Here is a 19,309-nt window from a genome sequence, read left to right as displayed (position 1 = left end):
CCAATAATGTGATTCCCAGTAAGGAACTGATCATCTCAAATTGCTATCTTTAAGAAAAGAAAAAAAGATTCATGAAAGGGGGCTTTAAATACCCTTTGAAAGGTCTTTGAAGACCCTGTGAGAACCCTTTGAAAAAATGAAAATTCTTTGAAAAGGGGGTATTTTTTACAAAATATGATATAAATTATACAAAATTTTGTGGTGTTCTGCACTCATGTTTTACACATTTTAGGTATCAAATTATGCGCTTACAGCAAAAAACTGACCATTGTAAATTGTGATGTTTAGCAAAGGAAAATAAACCGCACGAAAGCGGCACTCAATAAACCTTAAATCCCTTTTAAAAAAATAAATTGGTACAAAACCTACTGTCAAAATATACAAAACTTGGTGGCAAGCTACAATTGTGTTTACTGATATTTTTTCTAGAAAAGAAGTGGTCGGAGCGGCGGGATTCGAACCCACGACCCCTTGACCCCCAGTCAAGTGCGCTACCAAGCTGCGCTACGCTCCGAACTGTGTAGAACGACTAAACGACTGTTTCTTTAAAGGCAAGAGAAAAATAAAGAGAATAAAATTTAAAATGCTTTTGCATTTTTAAAGAAAACTTATGGAATAAAGAACTTTTCACTCCAATGGTTTTTTATTTAGTGAGAGATAATTAAGATTGTTGAGCTCTTGGTTTTGTTGATTTTATAGTTAGTTCTGTACATATGTTTATTTAATTATTTTATATAGATTGTAAAGTACGAGGTAAGAGCTTTGTGTTGCTAAGTCTGTTTATGTTTTCTTGAAAAATGAGACAAGCCTTTTAAAGCTTTCTATTTGTCTATCGGCAATTGTCCAAAAAGGCGAATATTTTTATCAGCATATGAAGAGATATATGACATTGGAAAATGTTTTTTTAACAGAAATAAGAATGCCACGTATATTTTTTGCATTCGTAGTTGCTTTATTTATGATTTTTGTAAAAATACTTTCTTGCATAATGTCACAAGGACAATGAAAGAGAAATTTTAAGACTGACAGTCATAAATAAAAGTCATTGGATATGAGGATTTGATCTCTATAAGAAAAGATCAAAACATTTTAATCTATATCTTATTATTTTATTTTTAAGCTATCAGATAAAATATCATAAATAGAACACATTTCGAAATGTTTATTGAGCAAGAAAAGAGTAAGTGATGAGCCGTTTTTCGGTAATAAATTTGACGGAATCTGCAGTAGATCGTGTTAAGGCGATTATGGATGCGAAGGGGGCATATGGCATTCTTATTGGTATTAAAAAAGGCGGGTGTGCGGGGATGGAATATACAATTACTCTTGTAAAGGAAGAGGAGTTGGATGCAGATGTTGTGGAAGTTAATGGCGCGCGTGTTTTTATAGCACATGATGCAGTATTATTTTTATTAGGGACACAGGTGGATTACGAAGTAACGACACTTCGTTCCGGTTTTGTCTTTAAAAATCCTAATCAAGTTTCAGCATGTGGATGTGGTGAATCGGTAGAACTCCGTCCTGCCTCACAAAATCAGTCAAATAAAACAGATAAAGCCAATTGAGTTTAATAGGATTCTATTGAATAATTTGATGATTTCTTGATTTTGGAGGTTGGTGAAATCTGATGTTTGTCCTATTTCTTACTTTCTGCTTTATTCCAAAGAGCTTCCATTTCCTCTAAAGATACATCAGCTAGTGTTTTAGATTGAGTGGAAATACTTTCTTCAATATAGGTAAAACGATTTCGAAATTTTGTGTTTGTTTTTTTTAATGCTTTTTGTGCATCGATATTCAAGTGGCGTGCAAGATTAAGCAAGGTAAAATAAAGGTCACCGAACTCTGCTTCTATATCTGACGTTTTATGATCTTTAATGGCTTCTTTGAGTTCATTGAATTCTTCTTCAATTTTTGTAAAAAATTCATGATTTTCATGCCAATCAAACCCCACTTTAGCTGCTGCTTTTTGTAAAGCGAGTGCTTCTTGTTCTGCTGGCTGGATTTTTTTTACTTTTGCAAGAATGGTTGTTGTGGGATCATCTGGTAAGTTTGCTTCTTTGCAGCATTTTCTCTGTTCAGCCTGTTCTCTTTTTTTGATATTTTCCCATTCTTCCGCTACAAAACCACGTTTTTTTTGCTCTGTATTTCCAAAAACATGAGGATGACGGCGAATCATTTTTGCAGTAATTGCGTAAACAACATCCTCAAAAGAAAAACGACCTTCTTCTTGCGCAATTGTGGCATGATAGACGATTTGTAAAAGAAGATCACCGAGTTCGTCGCAAATATCTGTCCAGTTTTTGCGTTCAATGGCATCGATAACTTCGTAAACTTCTTCAAGCATATAGGGTATGAGAGATTCAAATGTTTGTTTTATATTCCAAACACATCCGCTCTCATGGTTTCGTAATGCTGAAACGATTGCGATAAGATCATTGATCTCTTTTGACGGGTTCATTGATGCCTTTCCTATAAATGTTATGAATATGTCAATTATCCCAACGTCTATGTAACCACGTCCATTGTCCGGGATATTCACGTACCCAACTTTCGACAATATCATTTAATTTTTGTGTGGAAGCAGCTATATCAATCTCATTTTTTTCATCAAGTGGAAGCTTTATAGATTCATACAACTCTAAACGATGACGCCCTCCAGCTAGCCGGATACAGCGTGCTGGATAGATATCACAATTATATTGTCGTGCGAGTTTTATAATTAAAGGATTTGTTTTAAGTGGCCTATTGAAAAATGTTCCTAAAACACCTCGACGAAACTTTTGATCAACGAGCATACCAACATTTTCACCTTCTGCTAACTTGGCTGCTAGTGACCAAGCGGCCCCAGCTTTAGATGGTATGAGATGCCCCATAGAAGTTTGTCTGGCTTTAAGGACTCGTTTTGCTATATAGGGATTATTGGGAGGCCGAAAAAGCACTGTAACATTCAGGCCAAAACTTTGTGCACATATAGGAAGAAGTTCGAAATTTCCAGTATGCGCTGTGAAAAAAATATGTGGTTTCTTTTCATTTTTTAGTCGCTGAAATATCTCAGCACCTTTAACTTCAATAAGACCTTCTTGGTCCGCATGAGGATCAAAATCAAAAATTTTATCAAGAAAAATATATTCGGCTAGGAACAGCCCTATATTCTCCCACATTTCTATTGCAATTGCATGCAGCTCTTCTTCTGTTTTTTCTGGATATGCAGCTTTAAGGTTTGCAAGCGCGATTTGATGACGATGGACAAGAGGACCAAATGTCTTTGCTAACCAAGAAAAGAAAGAAAATCCAATGTTGGTAGGAAAATATTTTAAAATGAATAAAGAACCAATGAGAAAATATCCCCATAACAAATAAAATAATTTTTTTGCTATAATTTTAATACGATACATAAAAATTTTAATATAAAACTTCATCATAAATTAATCGATTTTAAGAATAATTTTACCGAAAATATCTCGGCTTTCCATGCGTTTTAAAGCTGTATCAATTTCATCAAATCCAACAATTGTATCAATGATAGGATGAACAAAACCTTTTGCCATTTTCCACATGGCGTTTTGCATATTTTCTATACGACAGCCAAATGAACCAAATATCTTAAGTTGTTGTTGGAATAACTGCATAAGATTTAATGGTGCTGTCACTCCAGAAGTTGAACCACAAGTTACTAAGCGTGCCCCTCGTTTCATACACAACAAAGAACCGCTCCATGTGTCGGCTCCTACGTGCTCAAAGACAACATCAACACCTTTTTTTTGCGTTAATTTGCGGACAACGCCTTCAAACCGGTCTTTGCGGTAATTAATAACATGATCTGCCCCAAGAGATTGTGCTTTTGCAATTTTTTCATCTGAGCCTACAGTTGTAATAACTGTGCATCCCATGTGTTTGGCGAGTTGAATGGCTGCTGAACCGATACCAGAACCACCTGCCTGTATCAGTATTGTTTCTCCTGCTTGTAGTTTTGCATTATCAAAAAGCATATGTTCTACAGTGCCGAAAGTAATGGGAGCAACAGCTGCTTGCAGTTCATCACATTCTGGTGGAGCAGGGACCAAGAGGCGTGCTGGTAAATTGACAAGTTCACAGGCAAATCCATCAAGGTGAAAACCGTAGACGCCTTTTACTTGACTGCAGAGATTATCACGCCCTTCACGACAAGCTTGGCATATTCCACAGGTTTGCGCACCGTAAATGGAAACAATTTGTCCGAGGTATAAATTTTTAACATGATTCCCTAATTGTATAACTTCACCGGAAGCTTCTGCGCCAATGATGAGTGGCATTTTTCTTTTAGCAAAGGCCATACCACGCCAGCCCCATACATCAATATGATTGAGAGCGACGGCTTTTATACGTACCGTTACTTCATCGGGATTAGGTGGTGGTGGTGTGGCAATATCAGTGATTTTAAGTTGGCGGTCATTTAATAGTTGCAGAGCACGCATTATTATCCCCCTTGATGTATATGGCCGTTAAGTTAAATGTTACAAAGTTTGATCAATATAAAAAGGATTATCTTTTATATGCAGTGATAACAAGACTTGTATTTTGACCTCCAAATCCAAATGAGTTTGACAAAACCGCATTGACATGTGCTTTACGGCTATGGTTAGGAACAACGTCTAAAGGGATAGCAGGATCAGGATCATCATAATTGATGGTAGGGGGAAGTATCCCCGATTGGATAGTTAAAAGCGAAAAAACAGCCTCAATGGCGCCAGCAGCAGTTAATGTGTGTCCAATCATTGATTTATTAGAAGAAACAGGAATATGTTCTAAAATATTACCGAAGACTGTTGATAATGCGAGATATTCCATCTTTTCATTTTCAGGTGTTGAGGTTCCATGGGCATTAATGTAGTCAATTTCATTGATGGTTATTTTTGCGTCATCTAGGGCTTTGCGGACTGATCCAATTGCTGGGGATGCATCGGGCTTTGAACGTGTACGATGAAAATCATCGGCTGTCTCTCCACAGCCAGCCAAAATTCCTAAAACTATGGCATTACGATCTAATGCGCTTTTAAGAGATTCAAGAACAAGAGCACCTGATCCTTCTGCCATAACAAAACCATCTCTATCACGGCTAAAGGGTTTGGCTGCTTTTTCTGCAGGATCATTATGGGTTGAAAGAGCAGATAATAACGAAAAGCGGATGAGAGATTCTGCCGAAACAGAACCATCTGTAGCAACTGTGAGTGCACGATTTGTTTCTCCCCGTCGGATAGCTTCAACACCTAATTGAATTGCTGTTGCACCAGATGCGCAAGCGGTTGAAAGTGTAATTGGAAGTCCCTTTGTCCCAATTTTTCTTTGAAGATTTGCTGCGATTGCACCAAATTGTGTGCTTTCAAAGAATGTTTCGTGAAGATTATGGCTGCAGATTTCAAGAAGACGCGCATAGGAAGGCTCACTAATACATGTCTCCTTTTGATCAAGAGTAAAACGTGCTGCCCACTCTAGCTCAACAGGAGGAGCTGCTAAAAAGAGTGGTCCATTAAAATTCGTTTTATCAAGAGCTGCTTGCGCTAAAGCTTCTTCTGCCGCGAGATCTGCAAGTTTTTCAGAAAGAGCTGAAGCACCAAGCGTGCTTTCTTTTAGAAAATCAACGGTTCCAGCGATACGTGTATTTAATCCTTCAACAGGAAAGCGTGTGATTTTATGAATGCCGCTCACACCACTTGTTAATTTTTGCCAATTTTCATTTTTCCCTTTTCCCAGTGATGTCACAATTCCTGCTCCAGTTATTGCGACAAGTGGACGCCCAAGATGATCATGATATTTCACTATGGCAATCTCCCTTAAACAGCAGTTAGGCGGACCACACCTTCAGCTCTTTTTATACCAATGGTTGTAACAAATGCTTCACGTATTTCTTTTAGAAAAGGCTTTTCAGGAGCACTTAATGCTGGGAAACAGTGTTTTTTTTCAATAGCAAGAGCAGCAAGTGCAAGTGCTAAAGGAAGTTGGGCTTCTCGCATATAACCAAATAATGTTGTAATTCCACGGTAAAAAATATCAGAATCTTCAAGAGCGTTTTGTTCTGCTTTTGTCACCTCATGAAACCCTGAAGCAGCTGAAATAGCTAAAGCAGATTTTGCTTTGATTGTTTTCAACATTGATACAATTGATTCTTGAAGTGAAATTTTTGTTCTGTCTGTTTGATCTGTGATAATCTGCTTAATTTCAGCATAAGCACGTGCATTACGTTTTTTTGCATGTGCTTCACTTTCAAGAACTAGAAAGACACCACCAGAGCCAGTTATAACACCGCCACCAGGATAATTTTTACGTTCCCACACTGGCGCCCACCCACCTCGTGTTAAGAGGTTTCCAAGTTCATGGGCTAACAACATATCATAGCCCTGTGCATTATAAGAGCCTCCTATCAATACATGTGTACTTTGCCCTGATCGAATACGCGCTGCAGCAATTTGCAGTGCAGAAAGTCCACTGCCTTCTTCGCCCATAAAGGTGCGAGAAGAGCCGGTAACTTTATGAACAATTGAAATATTGCCAGCTAAAAGATTTGACAGTTGTGCTAAAAACAAAGTGGGACGAAGTTCAGTCGAAAGGACCGAATTTAACATGGAAGCAGGATCAGCTGCTGTACGTGCTTTAGAAAGAATTTGTGTATCAACGACAATATCGCGCTCTCCGCCACTTGCTGCGACAATCATATCCATTGTTGATGTTAATTGTTCATTGTTTTTCATGCCTGCATCATCAAGAGCAAGGCCTGCTGCATAGGTACCAAGGCGTTGCCACGTGCCCATTTGCCGTTGATCACTTTTTTTGGGAATTTGTAAACTCCAATCAACTTCAGGCAATTTATGGACAGTGTAGGGTAGAAAAGTTGTACTATCAAGATTTGGTGTAACTGTGGAATTATTCAAAAGATCCCAATGATGACCTGCGCCTTCACCAAGAGAGCTTATGAGTCCTATACCAGTAATGAAGACAGCGTGATCATGCATGGTCAAAAAATTATTCCGCCTGTTTTATGGCGACAAGTTCATCAATTTTTGCACAAAGATTTTTTAGAACAAAATATTCTTCAGTAGCAATTGCACCTTCGTTGACTTCTTGTGTCCACTGCTCTAGTGGAACTTTAATCCCAAAAGCTTTATCAATAGCGAAAACAATATCAAGAAAATCAAGGCTATCGATTCCCAAATCATCAATTGTATGGCTTTCAGGTGTGATTGTGCTGCGGTCAATTTCACTGATTTCTGCGATAATATCAGCAACTTTATCAAACGTAGAGGACAATGTACGATTCCTTATTATAGAGTTGATAAATTCAAATATATTTATTGTTCTTTTTTAGTCTTTTTTCCGTTTGAAAAAAAGACTTAGAATATAATTATCTTTCTATAGAGTAAACAAATTTACAGTTCATGAAATGATATGTTTAAAGGCTGTAAAAAAATTAAAATTTTATTTTGAGTTTACTTGTTTTTATTTATCTTATTATGGATTTTTTCCTATTGGCTGCGAGGACTGCAAGAGCTGTCATATTCACGACTCCTCGTGAAGTGACTGAAGGTGTCAGGATATGTACAGGACGTGAGGCGCCGATTAAAATAGGTCCAACATGAAGTGCATTGGTAAGATTTTTTACGAGATTGAGTGTTATATTCGCCGCATCAAGTGTTGGAAAGACAAGCAAATTAGCTTCGCCTGTGAGGCGTGAATCAGGAAAAACACGATCACGAAAAACTTTAGAAAGTGCTGCATCACCGTGCATTTCTCCATCAGCTTCTAAATTTGGATATAGTTTAGCAAGAATTTCGGTTGCGCGGCGCATTTTACGCGCACTTTCTGTATTTTTTGAGCCAAAGTTTGAGTGTGATAATAATGCTGCTTTTGGAGTTATACCAAACGCTTCAATTTCTTGTGCTGCCAGTACCGTCATTTCTACTATTTCTTCTGCAGAAGGATCTTCATTAACGTAAGTATCTGTTAGAAAAAGAGTACGACGTGAAGAAATAAGCAAACTCACAGCAGAAAAATGACGAACATTTGAATCAAGTCCAATAATTTGGTCAATCAATTCAAGATGACGTTCAAAACGTCCTTCTAAGCCGCAAATCATTGCATCAGCTTCTTCACGCATTACGGCGAGGGCTGCAATTGCTGTTGTTGATGTTCTTACAATTGTTTTTGCAACATCGGGTGAAACACCACGTCTTCCTGTGTAACGAAGAAATAAGTTAACATAATCACGAAAACGTGGATCATCTTCTGGATTTGTAAGTTCAAAATCTATGCCGGGGCGAATTCTTAAACCAAAGCGCTTTAGTCTTGCTTCCACGACATGGGGACGGCCAATGAGGATAGGTATTGCAGTTTGTTCTTCAAGAACAATTTGTGCTGCACGAAGTACGCGTTCATCTTCACCATTCGCATAAATCACACGTTTACGTTTTGCTGTTTTTGCAGCAGCAAAAACGGGTTTCATCATTAAACCAGAACGGAACACAAATCGGTTAAGAATATCATGATAGGCTTCCATATCTTCAATGGGACGAACTGCAACACCAGTCTCCATTGCTGCTTTCGCAACAGCAGGAGCAATGCGCAGTATTAAACGTGGATCAAAGGGAGATGGAATCAGATAGTCTGGACCAAAACTGGGTGGTTTTTTGGAGTATGCACGTGCTGCAATATCTGAAGTTTCTTCGCGGGCGAGAGCTGCAATCGCATGAACTGCAGCCATTTTCATTTCTTCATTAATTGCGGTAGCACCAACATCTAATGCACCACGAAAGATATAGGGAAAACAAAGAACATTATTGACCTGATTGGGATAATCAGAGCGTCCTGTGCAAATCATTGCATCTGGCCGCACGGAATGTGCTTCTTCTGGCATAATTTCTGGTGTTGGATTAGCGAGTGCTAAAATTAATGGATTTGAAGCCATTTTTTTCAGATATTCAGGTTTTAAAACACCCCCTGCTGAAACGCCTAAAAAAACATCTGCATTATCAATAATTTCGGATAAAGTGCGTGCTTCAGTTTCTTGTGCGTAATTGATTTTCCAACGATCCATAAGGGTTGTGCGACCTTTATAAACCACTCCCTCTAAGTCGCTAAGCCAAATATTTTCAACTTTTGCTCCAAGGCGAACTAAAAGGTTAATACAAGCTAAAGCTGCGGCACCCGCACCTGAGGTAACTATTTTTGCATTTTCAATTTTTTTCCCAGCAAGATTTAAAGCATTTAGTACGGCTGCAGAAACAATAATAGCAGTTCCATGTTGGTCATCATGGAAAACTGGAATATTCATTCGAGAGCGAAGTCTTTCTTCGATTTCGAAACATTCAGGAGCCTTAATATCTTCAAGATTAATACCACCAAATGTAGGTTCTAAGGCAGATACAGTTTCTACCATTTGCTCAATATTGGGGGCATCAATTTCAATATCAAAAACATCAATATTCGCAAATTTTTTAAATAAAACGGCTTTTCCTTCCATAACGGGCTTTGAGGCGAGGGGACCAATATTTCCTAGTCCAAGAACAGCAGTTCCATTTGATATAACAGCGACTAAATTAGAACGAGAAGTATATTGCGCAGCAAGATTTGGATCTTTATGAATTGCAAGACATGGTGCAGCGACACCTGGAGAATAAGCAAGAGCTAGGTCACGCTGATTATCAAGAGGTGTTGTCGCTTGTATTTCCAACTTTCCGGGTTTTGGATGTTGGTGATAAAAAAGTGCGGCACTGTCAAGTTCAACTTTTTGTGAACTGAAATTACTCTTTCGTTCTATAGACATTTTTATGATATCCAAGTTAGTATATGTTTATGTGAGATTTTCCATCTATGACAAATTTCATCCACTGGTAGCTCTCTTTTCTCTGAATAAAAAATGCACGAGAAAACTTTTCTGGAGCATTAAATCAGTTTGATATTTCTTTTTATTTGCGCCCCTTAACAATTGCATTGATAACAGCACGATTAATTTTTTTTCTTAACAGAAATTTGCGGAAGTGCGTTATTTAAAAAGACAAGTATAATATTATTGATGCTTACATTACCAAGCAGTTATTTTTTTTGCAATGCTGGCAAAAAAAGCAGAAGAGAAAATTTATTCATTTAACCTAGTTTTTATAAACTCCAGCTTTATACATACTTATAGTCAGTGTGTGTTTCATAAACCATTATTTTAAAATTCTAAACTGCTTGTATCATTTTAATAAGCACTGATGGAATGAATCTATGCATGTAGATAGATATGTGTATTTTAATGAATAAAGTTTTGGCTAGAAAATCCATAAATTGAGCGTTTTATAGAGAGTTTGTTTCTACAATAGGTTTAAATTTGTATAAGAGGCGTAAAGCAGGGGAAATACTTATCCTTATTTCGAGGGTACGTTAGTGGTAATTAATATTGTTTAGAATATCAAAGAAAACAGAATGCCAATCATCTATCAAACTTCTACACAATGCTACATTTGCAAGCAGTGCATTCCATGATGATAAGTTTATAAATACAAAAAGTGGAAAAAATATTTTCTCCACTTTTATTGTTGTCTATTGAATGCGACCACTCGCATGAGCAAGCATAGTGTAAACTTTTCCAGTATCCGATATCAGATATTTTCGAACTGAGTTGGAAGAACCAGAGCCGTGGGATACATCATGTAGTAGTTTTTCAAAATCTGCAACATATTGATTCACTGAGCGTTTAAAATCAACATCGTTCATATATTTTTTCTTAATCATTTCAAATATGGTTTTTCCATTTAAAGTATAAAGGCGTTCCGTCACGATGTTTTTTTGTCCACGTCGAAAATGATCCCATAGCTCAACAACAGCATTGTGATTAATAGCCCGCACTATACCTGCTGCTAATGTGTTAAGAGACTCATTTGCAGGACGCGATTTTGTTTGTACTGGGGCAAACACCGCATTATCAGGGCTTTCATCATACCAAGTTTCTTCACGCGAAGCTCGTTCTAAAAGGTTTGATACCCATTTATTTTGCCTTTTTTTGCTTTGGTCTTGTTGTAAAATAGGCTTAGGGGGTATTATCTTCTTAATGAATTCAGGGGAATTCCTATCCCTTCTTGGAAGTGTTGAAGATGTAGGAATTGTCGATATTAGCTGCTCATTTGCATTACTTTGTGCATTATTTTGATCCGTTTTTTGTATAACACTTGCTAAGTCCTTTAAGGCTGTAATTTGTTCATTGAGAGCGGTGCGAATTGTTTGCGTTGTTTCTTTTGTCGTTGCAGGTAGTTTTTGAACACTCTCATGAATATCATGATTAATTTTTGAAAGTTCTAAACGAACTTCATCAGCTGAGCGACGTATATCTTCTGTTGCTCCTGAAAAACGCGTTGAAGCTTCATTAATGAGTTGATTAAGTGATTGTTGGAGTGAATGTGTGGAATTCCGCGCATTTTTGTCAGTGCGTTCAAGCGCTGAGCTGAGAACATTTTCATAATGTTCAATCAATTGATTGATTTCATTAGATTTTGAAACAAGAGCATTGCTTAATGCAGAGAGCGTGTTGTGTTTTTCTTCAAGTGTTGCATTAAGCGAATTTTCGGACTGTTCTAAAACTTGAATAGCTTCAGAAAGTGTTTCAGCATGTTTACTGAAACTACTTGTTATGTGACCAATTTGTTCAAATGTGTTTTGTGAAAGTCCTTGCAAAATCTCAATATTGCTATTGAGCGCTTGATTTGAGGCTGATAAATGCTCTGCTACTTGGTTAGTGTTGCGGAAAAAGTTATTTGCAGTCTCGCTAAATTGACCGTCAATATTTTGAACTGCTGATAATAAAACATTGCTATTTTCATGAAAGCTGTAAATCGACTGATTCAATTGCGCAATGATAGATGAGACATTATTGACAAGGTCTTCCTTCATAGCAGTTACTGTTTGAAGTGTTTCAGAGTTGGTTTGTGCCAAACTATTTACGAGAGATTCACTGTGTGCATAAATCCTTTGTTCGGCATCTTGTGTTGAGAGGGAGAGTTGTTCACCAATATGCTGCGTTAAAGAACCAATTGACTCCGTTGTACTTTGCGCAGCTTGGTTTAAATGGTTTGTTAACTCTGTGATTTTTCCAACATGTTCTGAAATTTGAGTAGCTGTTTGATTCTTTGCTTCTTCCAGACGGCTGCTTACATCAGAAAGCTGATATCCTAAATTATTTTTAAGATTCTGCATGGAGTGATGAAGAACATTGCACCGTTCGTTAAGGACTTGTTCAATTGTGATTGTTGAAGTGTGAATTGTTTCATTCAATAATGCTTGTGCATTATGACTGGCTGTTGCGAAGGCTTCGACAGTATGGGCTGTTTGCTCAGAAAAAACAGACAAAACTTTTTCACTGGTATCATAAACTGTTTGTTTAACGTTTGATACAATGCGATCTCCAGATTCCGAGAGAATATTTTCTGCTTGTACAGCGACATTTGTAACAGATGAAAGAATTTGTTCACCTGTAGAAGAAAGAATATCAGAGGCCTTTATAATCTTGTTATGCAAGTTATCTGTGACTGTATTTACGGAATCTTCTAATGTGATGCGCATATTATCAATGTTTGTTTCCAGCGCTTGTTGAATGATCTGACTTTGTTCATTATTAAGCATGATAGATGTTTTTAATGTGTCAGAGCGTTCTTCAAAAGCGGATGTTTGCATCTCAATAGTTTCACATACTTGACCAAGCTTTTCGGACAATGTTTCTTCTAATGTTGTTGCACGTTCAAAAATTTTATGTGCACGAACTTCCAGTTTTGTATCAAACGATTCCATGCTTGTTTCAAGGGTTTCAAAGAATGTACCACTCGATTGAGAGAGGGTATTCTTTAAAATTTCGGCATGGTTTTCGAGGTTTTTAATATGACCTTGAACAGTTTCTGTAATGTTCTTGTTATTGGCAGCAATCGCATTCTCAACTAAATCTATCTGTTGTTTTAATGCAATATCCACATGTATATCACTTTTTGTAATGAGATTATGGATTGTTTCCATCCGCTGCTCGAGTGCACGTGCTTGATCTGCAAGAACTTCATTAAGAGAAAAACTATTAATCGCTAAAGAGTCACGCAGAGCGTCAGCACGGATGTCAATATTTCTGGCTTGTGCTTCTAAGGCCTCTTTTGTTGTATGGCTACTTTGTACAATGACTTCTTGTAGTTTTTCTGTGCATTGAACTATATTTGCAACGTGATTTTCAGCATACTGATCAACGATTTGAACATTATCAACCAAAATCTGTTCAAGATTTGAGGTGTTTTGAGCTAAAACATCAATTTGATTTTTTAGTGTCTCAGCGATTTTATTCTTTTCGTTATCGAGCATATCTGCCATAAGAGCTCTTTGATCAGAAAGTTGTAATTTGAAGTCCTGCGAACGCTCTTGTATGATATCAATAATAGCATTATCAATATGCTGAACTTCTTCTCTTAGCTTTTCTTTGCTTTTGTCGATTGCAGAAAGGATAGATTCGTGTCCATTTGTAAACGCTTCGGTAATACCAGCTGTTTTTTCTTGGAGATTTACATTAATTTGTGAAACGTGGGCTTCTAAGAAATTACCAAGCTTTTCAGCATTATCTTCTAGAGTTTGACTGCGAGCAATGAAGGATTCAATTATGGAATTGCTGTGTTCTTTAAGAGAAAGATCAACCGTTGCTAAACGGTTTTCAAAAGCTTCAATCGCTTCTGAAGTCACGTTATCAAACTTGGAAGAGAGTTTATACGCTTTTTCATCGAGTTGAATGATTTTCTCATCAAAGCTCTGTAGAAATTGATGATTGCGATCAATAATGGATTCATCCAGCGTTCTAAACTTTTCATCAACATTTTGTAAAGTCTGGTCTGTTGCTGTTTGTATATGGGTTGCAATTTTAGCGATATGCATTTCAGCTTTAGCTGCTGTTTCATTAAAGGCTTTTTCTATTTGTTTTTCATTATTATCAAAACGTTCTGAAAAACCATCAAAGTTTTTCCCTAATTCATGAAAGAATGCTGTGTTTTTTTGCTGAATCTGGGTTGTGGTTTCATTAAATTTTTTAACAAGCTGATTTGTTACACCATCACCTGCATAGGAAAGTTTTGCAACAAGATCTTCCCCTTGTTTTTGTAAGGTCTGTGAAAGAGTTTGTGCAAGCTTTTCAACATTGGTAACAATTTTGGAAGTCACTAAGCCAAATTCATCACTCAGTTGTTCCTGTGTTCCTTTAATTGTTGACTGTACGCGATCAGCATGATTCAAAATGGCTATGCGTTCATTGCTTAATTCTTTGATTAATGTGTGTATGCGTGATTCGTTTTCAGCATAGGCTTGTTCCAGATTATGGACTTCCCCTTGTATGATTGCTTCAAGTTCAACAGCACGCCCAAGAGTGCGTTCAATTCCCTCGTTCATAGCTGCAACTTCTTCACGAATGGTTTGCCCTATAGCGATAGCTTGCTTTTCAGATATATGTTGTGGCTCACTGAGGCGCTGTGCGGCATTTGTCATAAGAAGAGCAATATTATGCAATTCGTTTGAACGCTTTGTTAATTGAGCAAATCCCCAAGAGAGAAGAATAGGGATTGCTGTTCCAGCTGCTACCGCCAATCCCGCTGGAGTTGTAACAAAGGTAGTGATATTTGATAAGGAATTGAGACCAGCAGGAGCAAGCTTATGCGCAATAAAAGCACCCCCTGTTGCCCATAGAGCACTAAGCGCTGTTGTACACCAATAGATTCGTGAAGTAGAACGCTGCTTTAATAAGCCAAAATTTAAAGGGGTTGTTATATCATCATTGGCGGGAAGAAGTTGTGTAGACAACAATGTATTATGAACAGTTCCACCTGAAAGGTCAGAACTAGGTTTTGAAGCGAAAAGCTGTTCAACAACCGATTCATCAATAACAGCATTATCATGAATATTTGAGACAAGCGTTGAAGTATCATTTTCAGCAAAAATTTCTTCTTCTGCCATTGCAATCTTTTGAATTAATTCGTCCACATTAATGACGTTTTCAGAATTATTAGATGATACTGTTTCCATTGCCGCATCATTATTAAAATCAAAGTTCATAGCTTCTGAAAGAGCTTCTTCAACTTCAATTTCAAATGTTTGTAACTTAGTTCTGCGTGCCATACTCGCCTCGTACTCTTACAGATGGAAAAGGGATACGTCCTCCTCCAGATATTCCGATATACTAGCTGTTAATTATTTAGAAAGGAATATGCTTTGGAAAAAAAATTAAAAACTTATCAAGATAAAGTTAACGCGGTTCTTTTAACCTGTTCATAAATGATATAAAATATAATAAAAACAATATAGTATATGATTGCAATGAAGATAAAAATACTGTTTACAATTTTCATTTATAGGTAGAATGATGTGCCTACTACATTCATTTTTATTGATTCTAAATGAGAGAAATTAGCCATATGCCTCTAAAATGTTATAATTTTTAAAGGTATCCACATTATAAAAGGGTATTTTTCATAGCAGCTCGTAAAAAATGAAGGTGCTGAGTTTTTTTACATTTGATGATGGTTTTTTAAGCGTTATGATATTCATCATTGTAGAGGGCCTTTTTCTTGATATAAAGCTGTCTTTTGCTAATTTTTGAAGCTCCTACGTTGACAATTGGATATTTTTCAGTCGATATGCGTGCACGAGTATTTTATGCAATTTGAGATAAAGGTGTAAGAATAATGGCAGAACGATCACAGCACCTGCAAGATGTATTTCTGAATACAGTGCGCAAGCAAAAAATTTCTCTTACAATTTTTCTTGTAAATGGCGTTAAACTAACGGGTATTGTAACCTCATTTGACAGTTTTTGTGTCCTTTTGCGTCGTGATGGACATGCACAATTGGTTTATAAACATGCTATTTCTACAATTATGCCTGGGCAACCTGTACAGATGTTTGAAGGTGAAAGTTCTGAATAAACAAGATATTTTACTGTAGATCTCTTATCCCATTTTATAAAGTGTTTTAGATTACCATGTTAAATGAAAATGAGAGATTTGGGGAACTTCCTTCACAAGTTGTACAACAGGTGCCCACTGTTGTTTTGGTACCAATTTGTCAAGAAAAAAAAAGTGAAAATGCCTCAGGTAGTTGTTCAGTATCTTCTCGAATTCAAGAGGCGTTAGGGTTAGCGCGTGCTATAAGGTTGGATGTTGTTTATTATGAAGCAATTAGTATGGCCACTCTCCGTCCTGCAACTTTGTTTGGAAAAGGGAAAGTAGATGCACTTGCTCATTATATAAGTGAATATTACGTTGAGCTTGTCATTGTAGATTATTTTTTAACCCCAGTGCAGCAGCGTAATTTAGAGAAATTATGGAAGTGTAAAGTTATCGATAGAACGGCTTTAATTCTTGAAATTTTTGGGGATCGTGCGCGTACAAAAGAAGGGGTTTTGCAAGTCGAATTAGCGCATCTATCTTATCAAAAAAGCAGACTTGTGCGTAGTTGGACACATTTGGAAAGACAACGTGGAGGCTATGGTTTTTTAGGAGGGCCTGGTGAAACTCAGGTTGAAGCGGACAGGCGTCTTTTGCAAGAGAAAATCACTCGTATCCGACGCGAATTGGAAACAGTTATAAAAACACGTGCTCTTCATAGAGCTAAAAGAAAAAAAACATCCCATCCTGTTGTTGCTTTAGTAGGATATACCAATACAGGAAAGTCAACTCTTTTTAACCGTTTAAGTGGTGCGGATGTTTTTGCTAAAGATATGTTGTTTGCAACGCTTGATCCGACTTTACGCAAAGTTATTCTGCCCCATGGGAAAACTATTTTTTTATCTGATACTGTAGGTTTTATCTCTAACTTACCAACGCATTTGATTGCAGCTTTTAGAGCAACTCTTGAAGAAGTGGTTGAAGCTGATCTCATTCTCCATGTGAGAGATATGTCAGATTTTGATCATCGTGCGCATGCCAAAGATGTTTTAGAAGTTCTTTCAAGTCTTGGTATTGATATTGATGATACAGAACATATCATAGAAGTTTGGAATAAGATTGATCTCTTAGATGAGCATGCATTGAATGTTTTACAAACAAGTGCCAAAACACGGTTAAATCCTGCGGTTATGGTATCAGCACTCATGAATGATGGACTTGATCAATTATTAACAGCTATTGAAAAGAGAATTTTTGGAGAAATGCAAAACGTTGAATGTCTTTTAAGACCTCATGAAATGCCACTTATTGATTGGTTTTATAAAAATTCTGGTGAAATAATGCAGGAAGGGCATGAGGATGGTTCTGTTACCATTAAAGCCGTACTTACCTCTGAAGCAAAAAAACAACTCGATTATATCAAGAAAAATATGAATTAAAGTTTTTTAAGATATTTCTGTACTTTATTTCTTGCATTTTTACATTTTTCTTCTCTCAAAATAATATGACTTCAAGTTAAGAGGATAGTTACTACTTTCTCTTAATAAAAAAATATGAAGTATTTTACTGGTTGAAATAAAGATGAGTCTTAAATGTAACAAAAGGCTGTTTGTACGCACGGTCCCGCGAAATATTTTGATTGTTTTGCTGCTCGCAGTTCTGTGTGCATTTTCGATTTGGTTATTATATGACTTTAGTCAGCCGCGGATATATAGAGCAACTTTGACATTTTCCTTGTCTGACTCTGCAGGAAAGCCATTACCAATTCATAAACAAAATAATATTCTTGCATCTTTATTTTTACAGCCTGTACCTCTGAATGATCCACTCTTACAGAGTTTTTCTTCAAATGCTTCTCAGAAAAAAGATTTTCATGAAAATATTCGTTTGTCTCGTAATGGTGATTTCATTGATCTTACTTTTGAAGCAGGAAGCTTTGAAGCTGCTCGACGTGGATTAGAAACTTGGTTTTCCGCATTTTCACAAGCAATCATAAAACAGAAAAAAAAATTATTGTTAACAGAGCAGCAGGTTGGTCAACAATATGATAAGACTGAGATACTCAATATCGTGCAAGGATTTCGTTCATCTGTTAATTCTTTCATTTATCACAATGTAAAACAATCAGAACTTAATGACCTTTCTGTGCAATTAACACAAGCAACTTTAAAGCGCATTCATTTAGCGAGTTTGAATTCCACGATTAACATGATACGGGAAAATGGGCAGTCTTTATTGTCTCTGTCCTTTATTGCAAACAATCCAATGATTTCTGCACTAGAATCTAAACGTGATCTTTTAGAGACACAAAGAGCGCATATGGTTGCACAATTGGGATGGACACATCCTCAAATTAAAGCAATGACTGCCGAATTAGAGGTGATTTCTCATCAATTAGAGAAGAAAATTTTGCAAATGATTGATCAAGTTCATTCAGATGAGGCTCTTGCAACGGAATTTGAACAACAACTCAAAAAAAGGATTAGCTTTTTTGTAAAAGAACAGTCCCAGTCTTTGAAACAAATGTTTAACGAGCTTGAGAATAAAATAAGAACAGTGGTGGATACACAAAATAAAGAGATGAGTAAGGATTCTCTTCTGTTGCAAAATACAAAAATTCATGTGGTTGTGCCAACAACATTAGTGCCTCTTATGGCCCTTTACGGAAAAAATGTTATTATCAGTGTGTTTGCAGGCTTAATTGCTCTTTTGGTAGCACTGTTCTTATTTTACCAATGCTCTGAAATAAAAAAAGATCAACGGAAAGAAGATGACTTTAAAAATGATGAGAGCACTTTAGACTCTAGCGGAATAAAAAGTCATGAATCTTTTATGACAATAGGGGAATTATCCGATTTTTTGAAATGTCGTGCTTCAACGATTGTTTCAATAATTGGGCCAGAGGCTGCAAGAACGGCCGCAAAACTCTCTTTGCTTCTTATAAAAGAGCATAAAACAATTCTTTTGGTGGATATTTCTGGTCAACAAATAGAGAAAGTCATTGGTCCACATAGAGGGATGAGTGATATTTTGACGGGTAATGCTCAGTTTCAAGATGTTATTTATCGTGATTATGATACGGGAGTTGATATTCTTCCTCAAGGGTTAACAAGTGCTGTTTGTGCGCAAGATTTTTCAAATGATATCCCGAATCTCTTACAAGAATTTAAAAAGGATTATGATTTTATCATTTTAGAAATGGCGAGCGAACCCAAATATGGATTTGACCAATTTGCAAAGCTCACAGACTATTATATTTGTAGTACTGCTTTTCATGAACAAAACTGGATGATGAAAATGGTGAATAGGTTTCCGAAGACTATTTACCGTGTGGTTGCATCATAAATATCGTAGAAAGCTCATGACATATGATAGTACGCTGCTTGTCTTCTAATAAAATTGTAGTACATATT

12 protein-coding genes and 1 tRNA gene are annotated in these 19,309 nt (G+C 36.8%); 4 read left to right on the top strand and 9 right to left on the bottom strand.

The features are described from left to right. Positions 1-437 precede the first annotated feature (437 nt). Positions 438-514: transfer RNA gene (locus J7R12_RS06925), tRNA-Pro, on the bottom strand. Positions 515-1,187: 673 nt separating this feature from the next. Here J7R12_RS06925 and J7R12_RS06920 point away from each other — a divergent pair. Next, complete coding sequence (locus J7R12_RS06920; RefSeq protein ID WP_126603431.1) at positions 1,188-1,565, top strand: iron-sulfur cluster assembly accessory protein; 378 nt, start codon at positions 1,188-1,190, stop codon at positions 1,563-1,565. 71 nt (positions 1,566-1,636) lie between these two features. On the opposite strand, the gene mazG is transcribed toward J7R12_RS06920, so the two are convergent. From mazG to J7R12_RS06880, 8 genes are all read right to left on the bottom strand, one after another. Beyond that, positions 1,637-2,458 carry a nucleoside triphosphate pyrophosphohydrolase gene (mazG, locus tag J7R12_RS06915; protein ID WP_126603430.1) on the bottom strand — a complete coding sequence of 274 codons (822 nt, stop codon included), beginning with the start codon at positions 2,456-2,458 and terminating at the stop codon, positions 1,637-1,639. Positions 2,459-2,489: 31 nt separating this feature from the next. Beyond that, a complete protein-coding gene (locus J7R12_RS06910) occupies positions 2,490-3,419 on the bottom strand; it encodes a lipid A biosynthesis lauroyl acyltransferase (protein WP_126604040.1) in 930 nt (309 codons plus the stop codon). Between the two features lie 6 nt (positions 3,420-3,425). Beyond that, positions 3,426-4,454, bottom strand: coding sequence for a zinc-binding dehydrogenase (locus tag J7R12_RS06905; protein ID WP_126603429.1), 1,029 nt, complete (start codon positions 4,452-4,454; stop codon positions 3,426-3,428). 67 nt (positions 4,455-4,521) lie between these two features. Then, the gene (locus J7R12_RS06900) at positions 4,522-5,796 is read right to left on the bottom strand and encodes a beta-ketoacyl-ACP synthase (protein ID WP_126603428.1); all 1,275 of its coding nucleotides are present in this window, start codon (positions 5,794-5,796) and stop codon (positions 4,522-4,524) included. Positions 5,797-5,810: 14 nt separating this feature from the next. Then, entirely contained in the window at positions 5,811-6,986 is a 1,176-nt protein-coding gene (locus tag J7R12_RS06895) for a beta-ketoacyl-ACP synthase (protein ID WP_126604039.1), read from the bottom strand. Positions 6,987-6,996: 10 nt separating this feature from the next. After that, positions 6,997-7,281: an acyl carrier protein gene (locus J7R12_RS06890; RefSeq protein ID WP_126603427.1), complete on the bottom strand. Its 285-nt coding sequence runs from the start codon at positions 7,279-7,281 to the stop codon at positions 6,997-6,999. A gap of 193 nt (positions 7,282-7,474) precedes the next feature. Next, on the bottom strand, positions 7,475-9,793 hold the full coding sequence (locus J7R12_RS06885) for an NADP-dependent malic enzyme (RefSeq protein WP_126603426.1): 2,319 nt from the start codon (positions 9,791-9,793) through the stop codon (positions 7,475-7,477). A gap of 758 nt (positions 9,794-10,551) precedes the next feature. Further along, positions 10,552-15,129, bottom strand: coding sequence for a hypothetical protein (locus J7R12_RS06880; protein WP_126603425.1), 4,578 nt, complete (start codon positions 15,127-15,129; stop codon positions 10,552-10,554). 566 nt (positions 15,130-15,695) lie between these two features. Between J7R12_RS06880 and hfq the strand changes: the two genes are divergently transcribed. The 3 genes from hfq (at position 15,696) to J7R12_RS06865 (ending at position 19,241) form a co-directional block, all read left to right on the top strand. Continuing rightward, positions 15,696-15,935, top strand: coding sequence for an RNA chaperone Hfq (gene hfq / locus J7R12_RS06875; RefSeq protein ID WP_010705211.1), 240 nt, complete (start codon positions 15,696-15,698; stop codon positions 15,933-15,935). Positions 15,936-15,991: 56 nt separating this feature from the next. Then, a complete protein-coding gene (gene hflX, locus J7R12_RS06870; protein WP_126603424.1) occupies positions 15,992-17,335 on the top strand; it encodes a GTPase HflX in 1,344 nt (447 codons plus the stop codon). A gap of 142 nt (positions 17,336-17,477) precedes the next feature. Next, positions 17,478-19,241, top strand: a complete 1,764-nt coding sequence (locus J7R12_RS06865; protein ID WP_126603423.1) for a hypothetical protein — start codon at positions 17,478-17,480, stop codon at positions 19,239-19,241. The last annotated feature ends 68 nt before the right edge of the window (positions 19,242-19,309 follow it).

This window comes from Bartonella vinsonii subsp. vinsonii, from assembly GCF_902825235.1.
Classification (GTDB): Bacteria; Pseudomonadota; Alphaproteobacteria; order Rhizobiales; family Rhizobiaceae; genus Bartonella; species Bartonella vinsonii.
The sequence above is the reverse complement of the archived record's forward strand: the minus strand, read 5'-3'. Positions and strand labels throughout refer to the sequence as shown.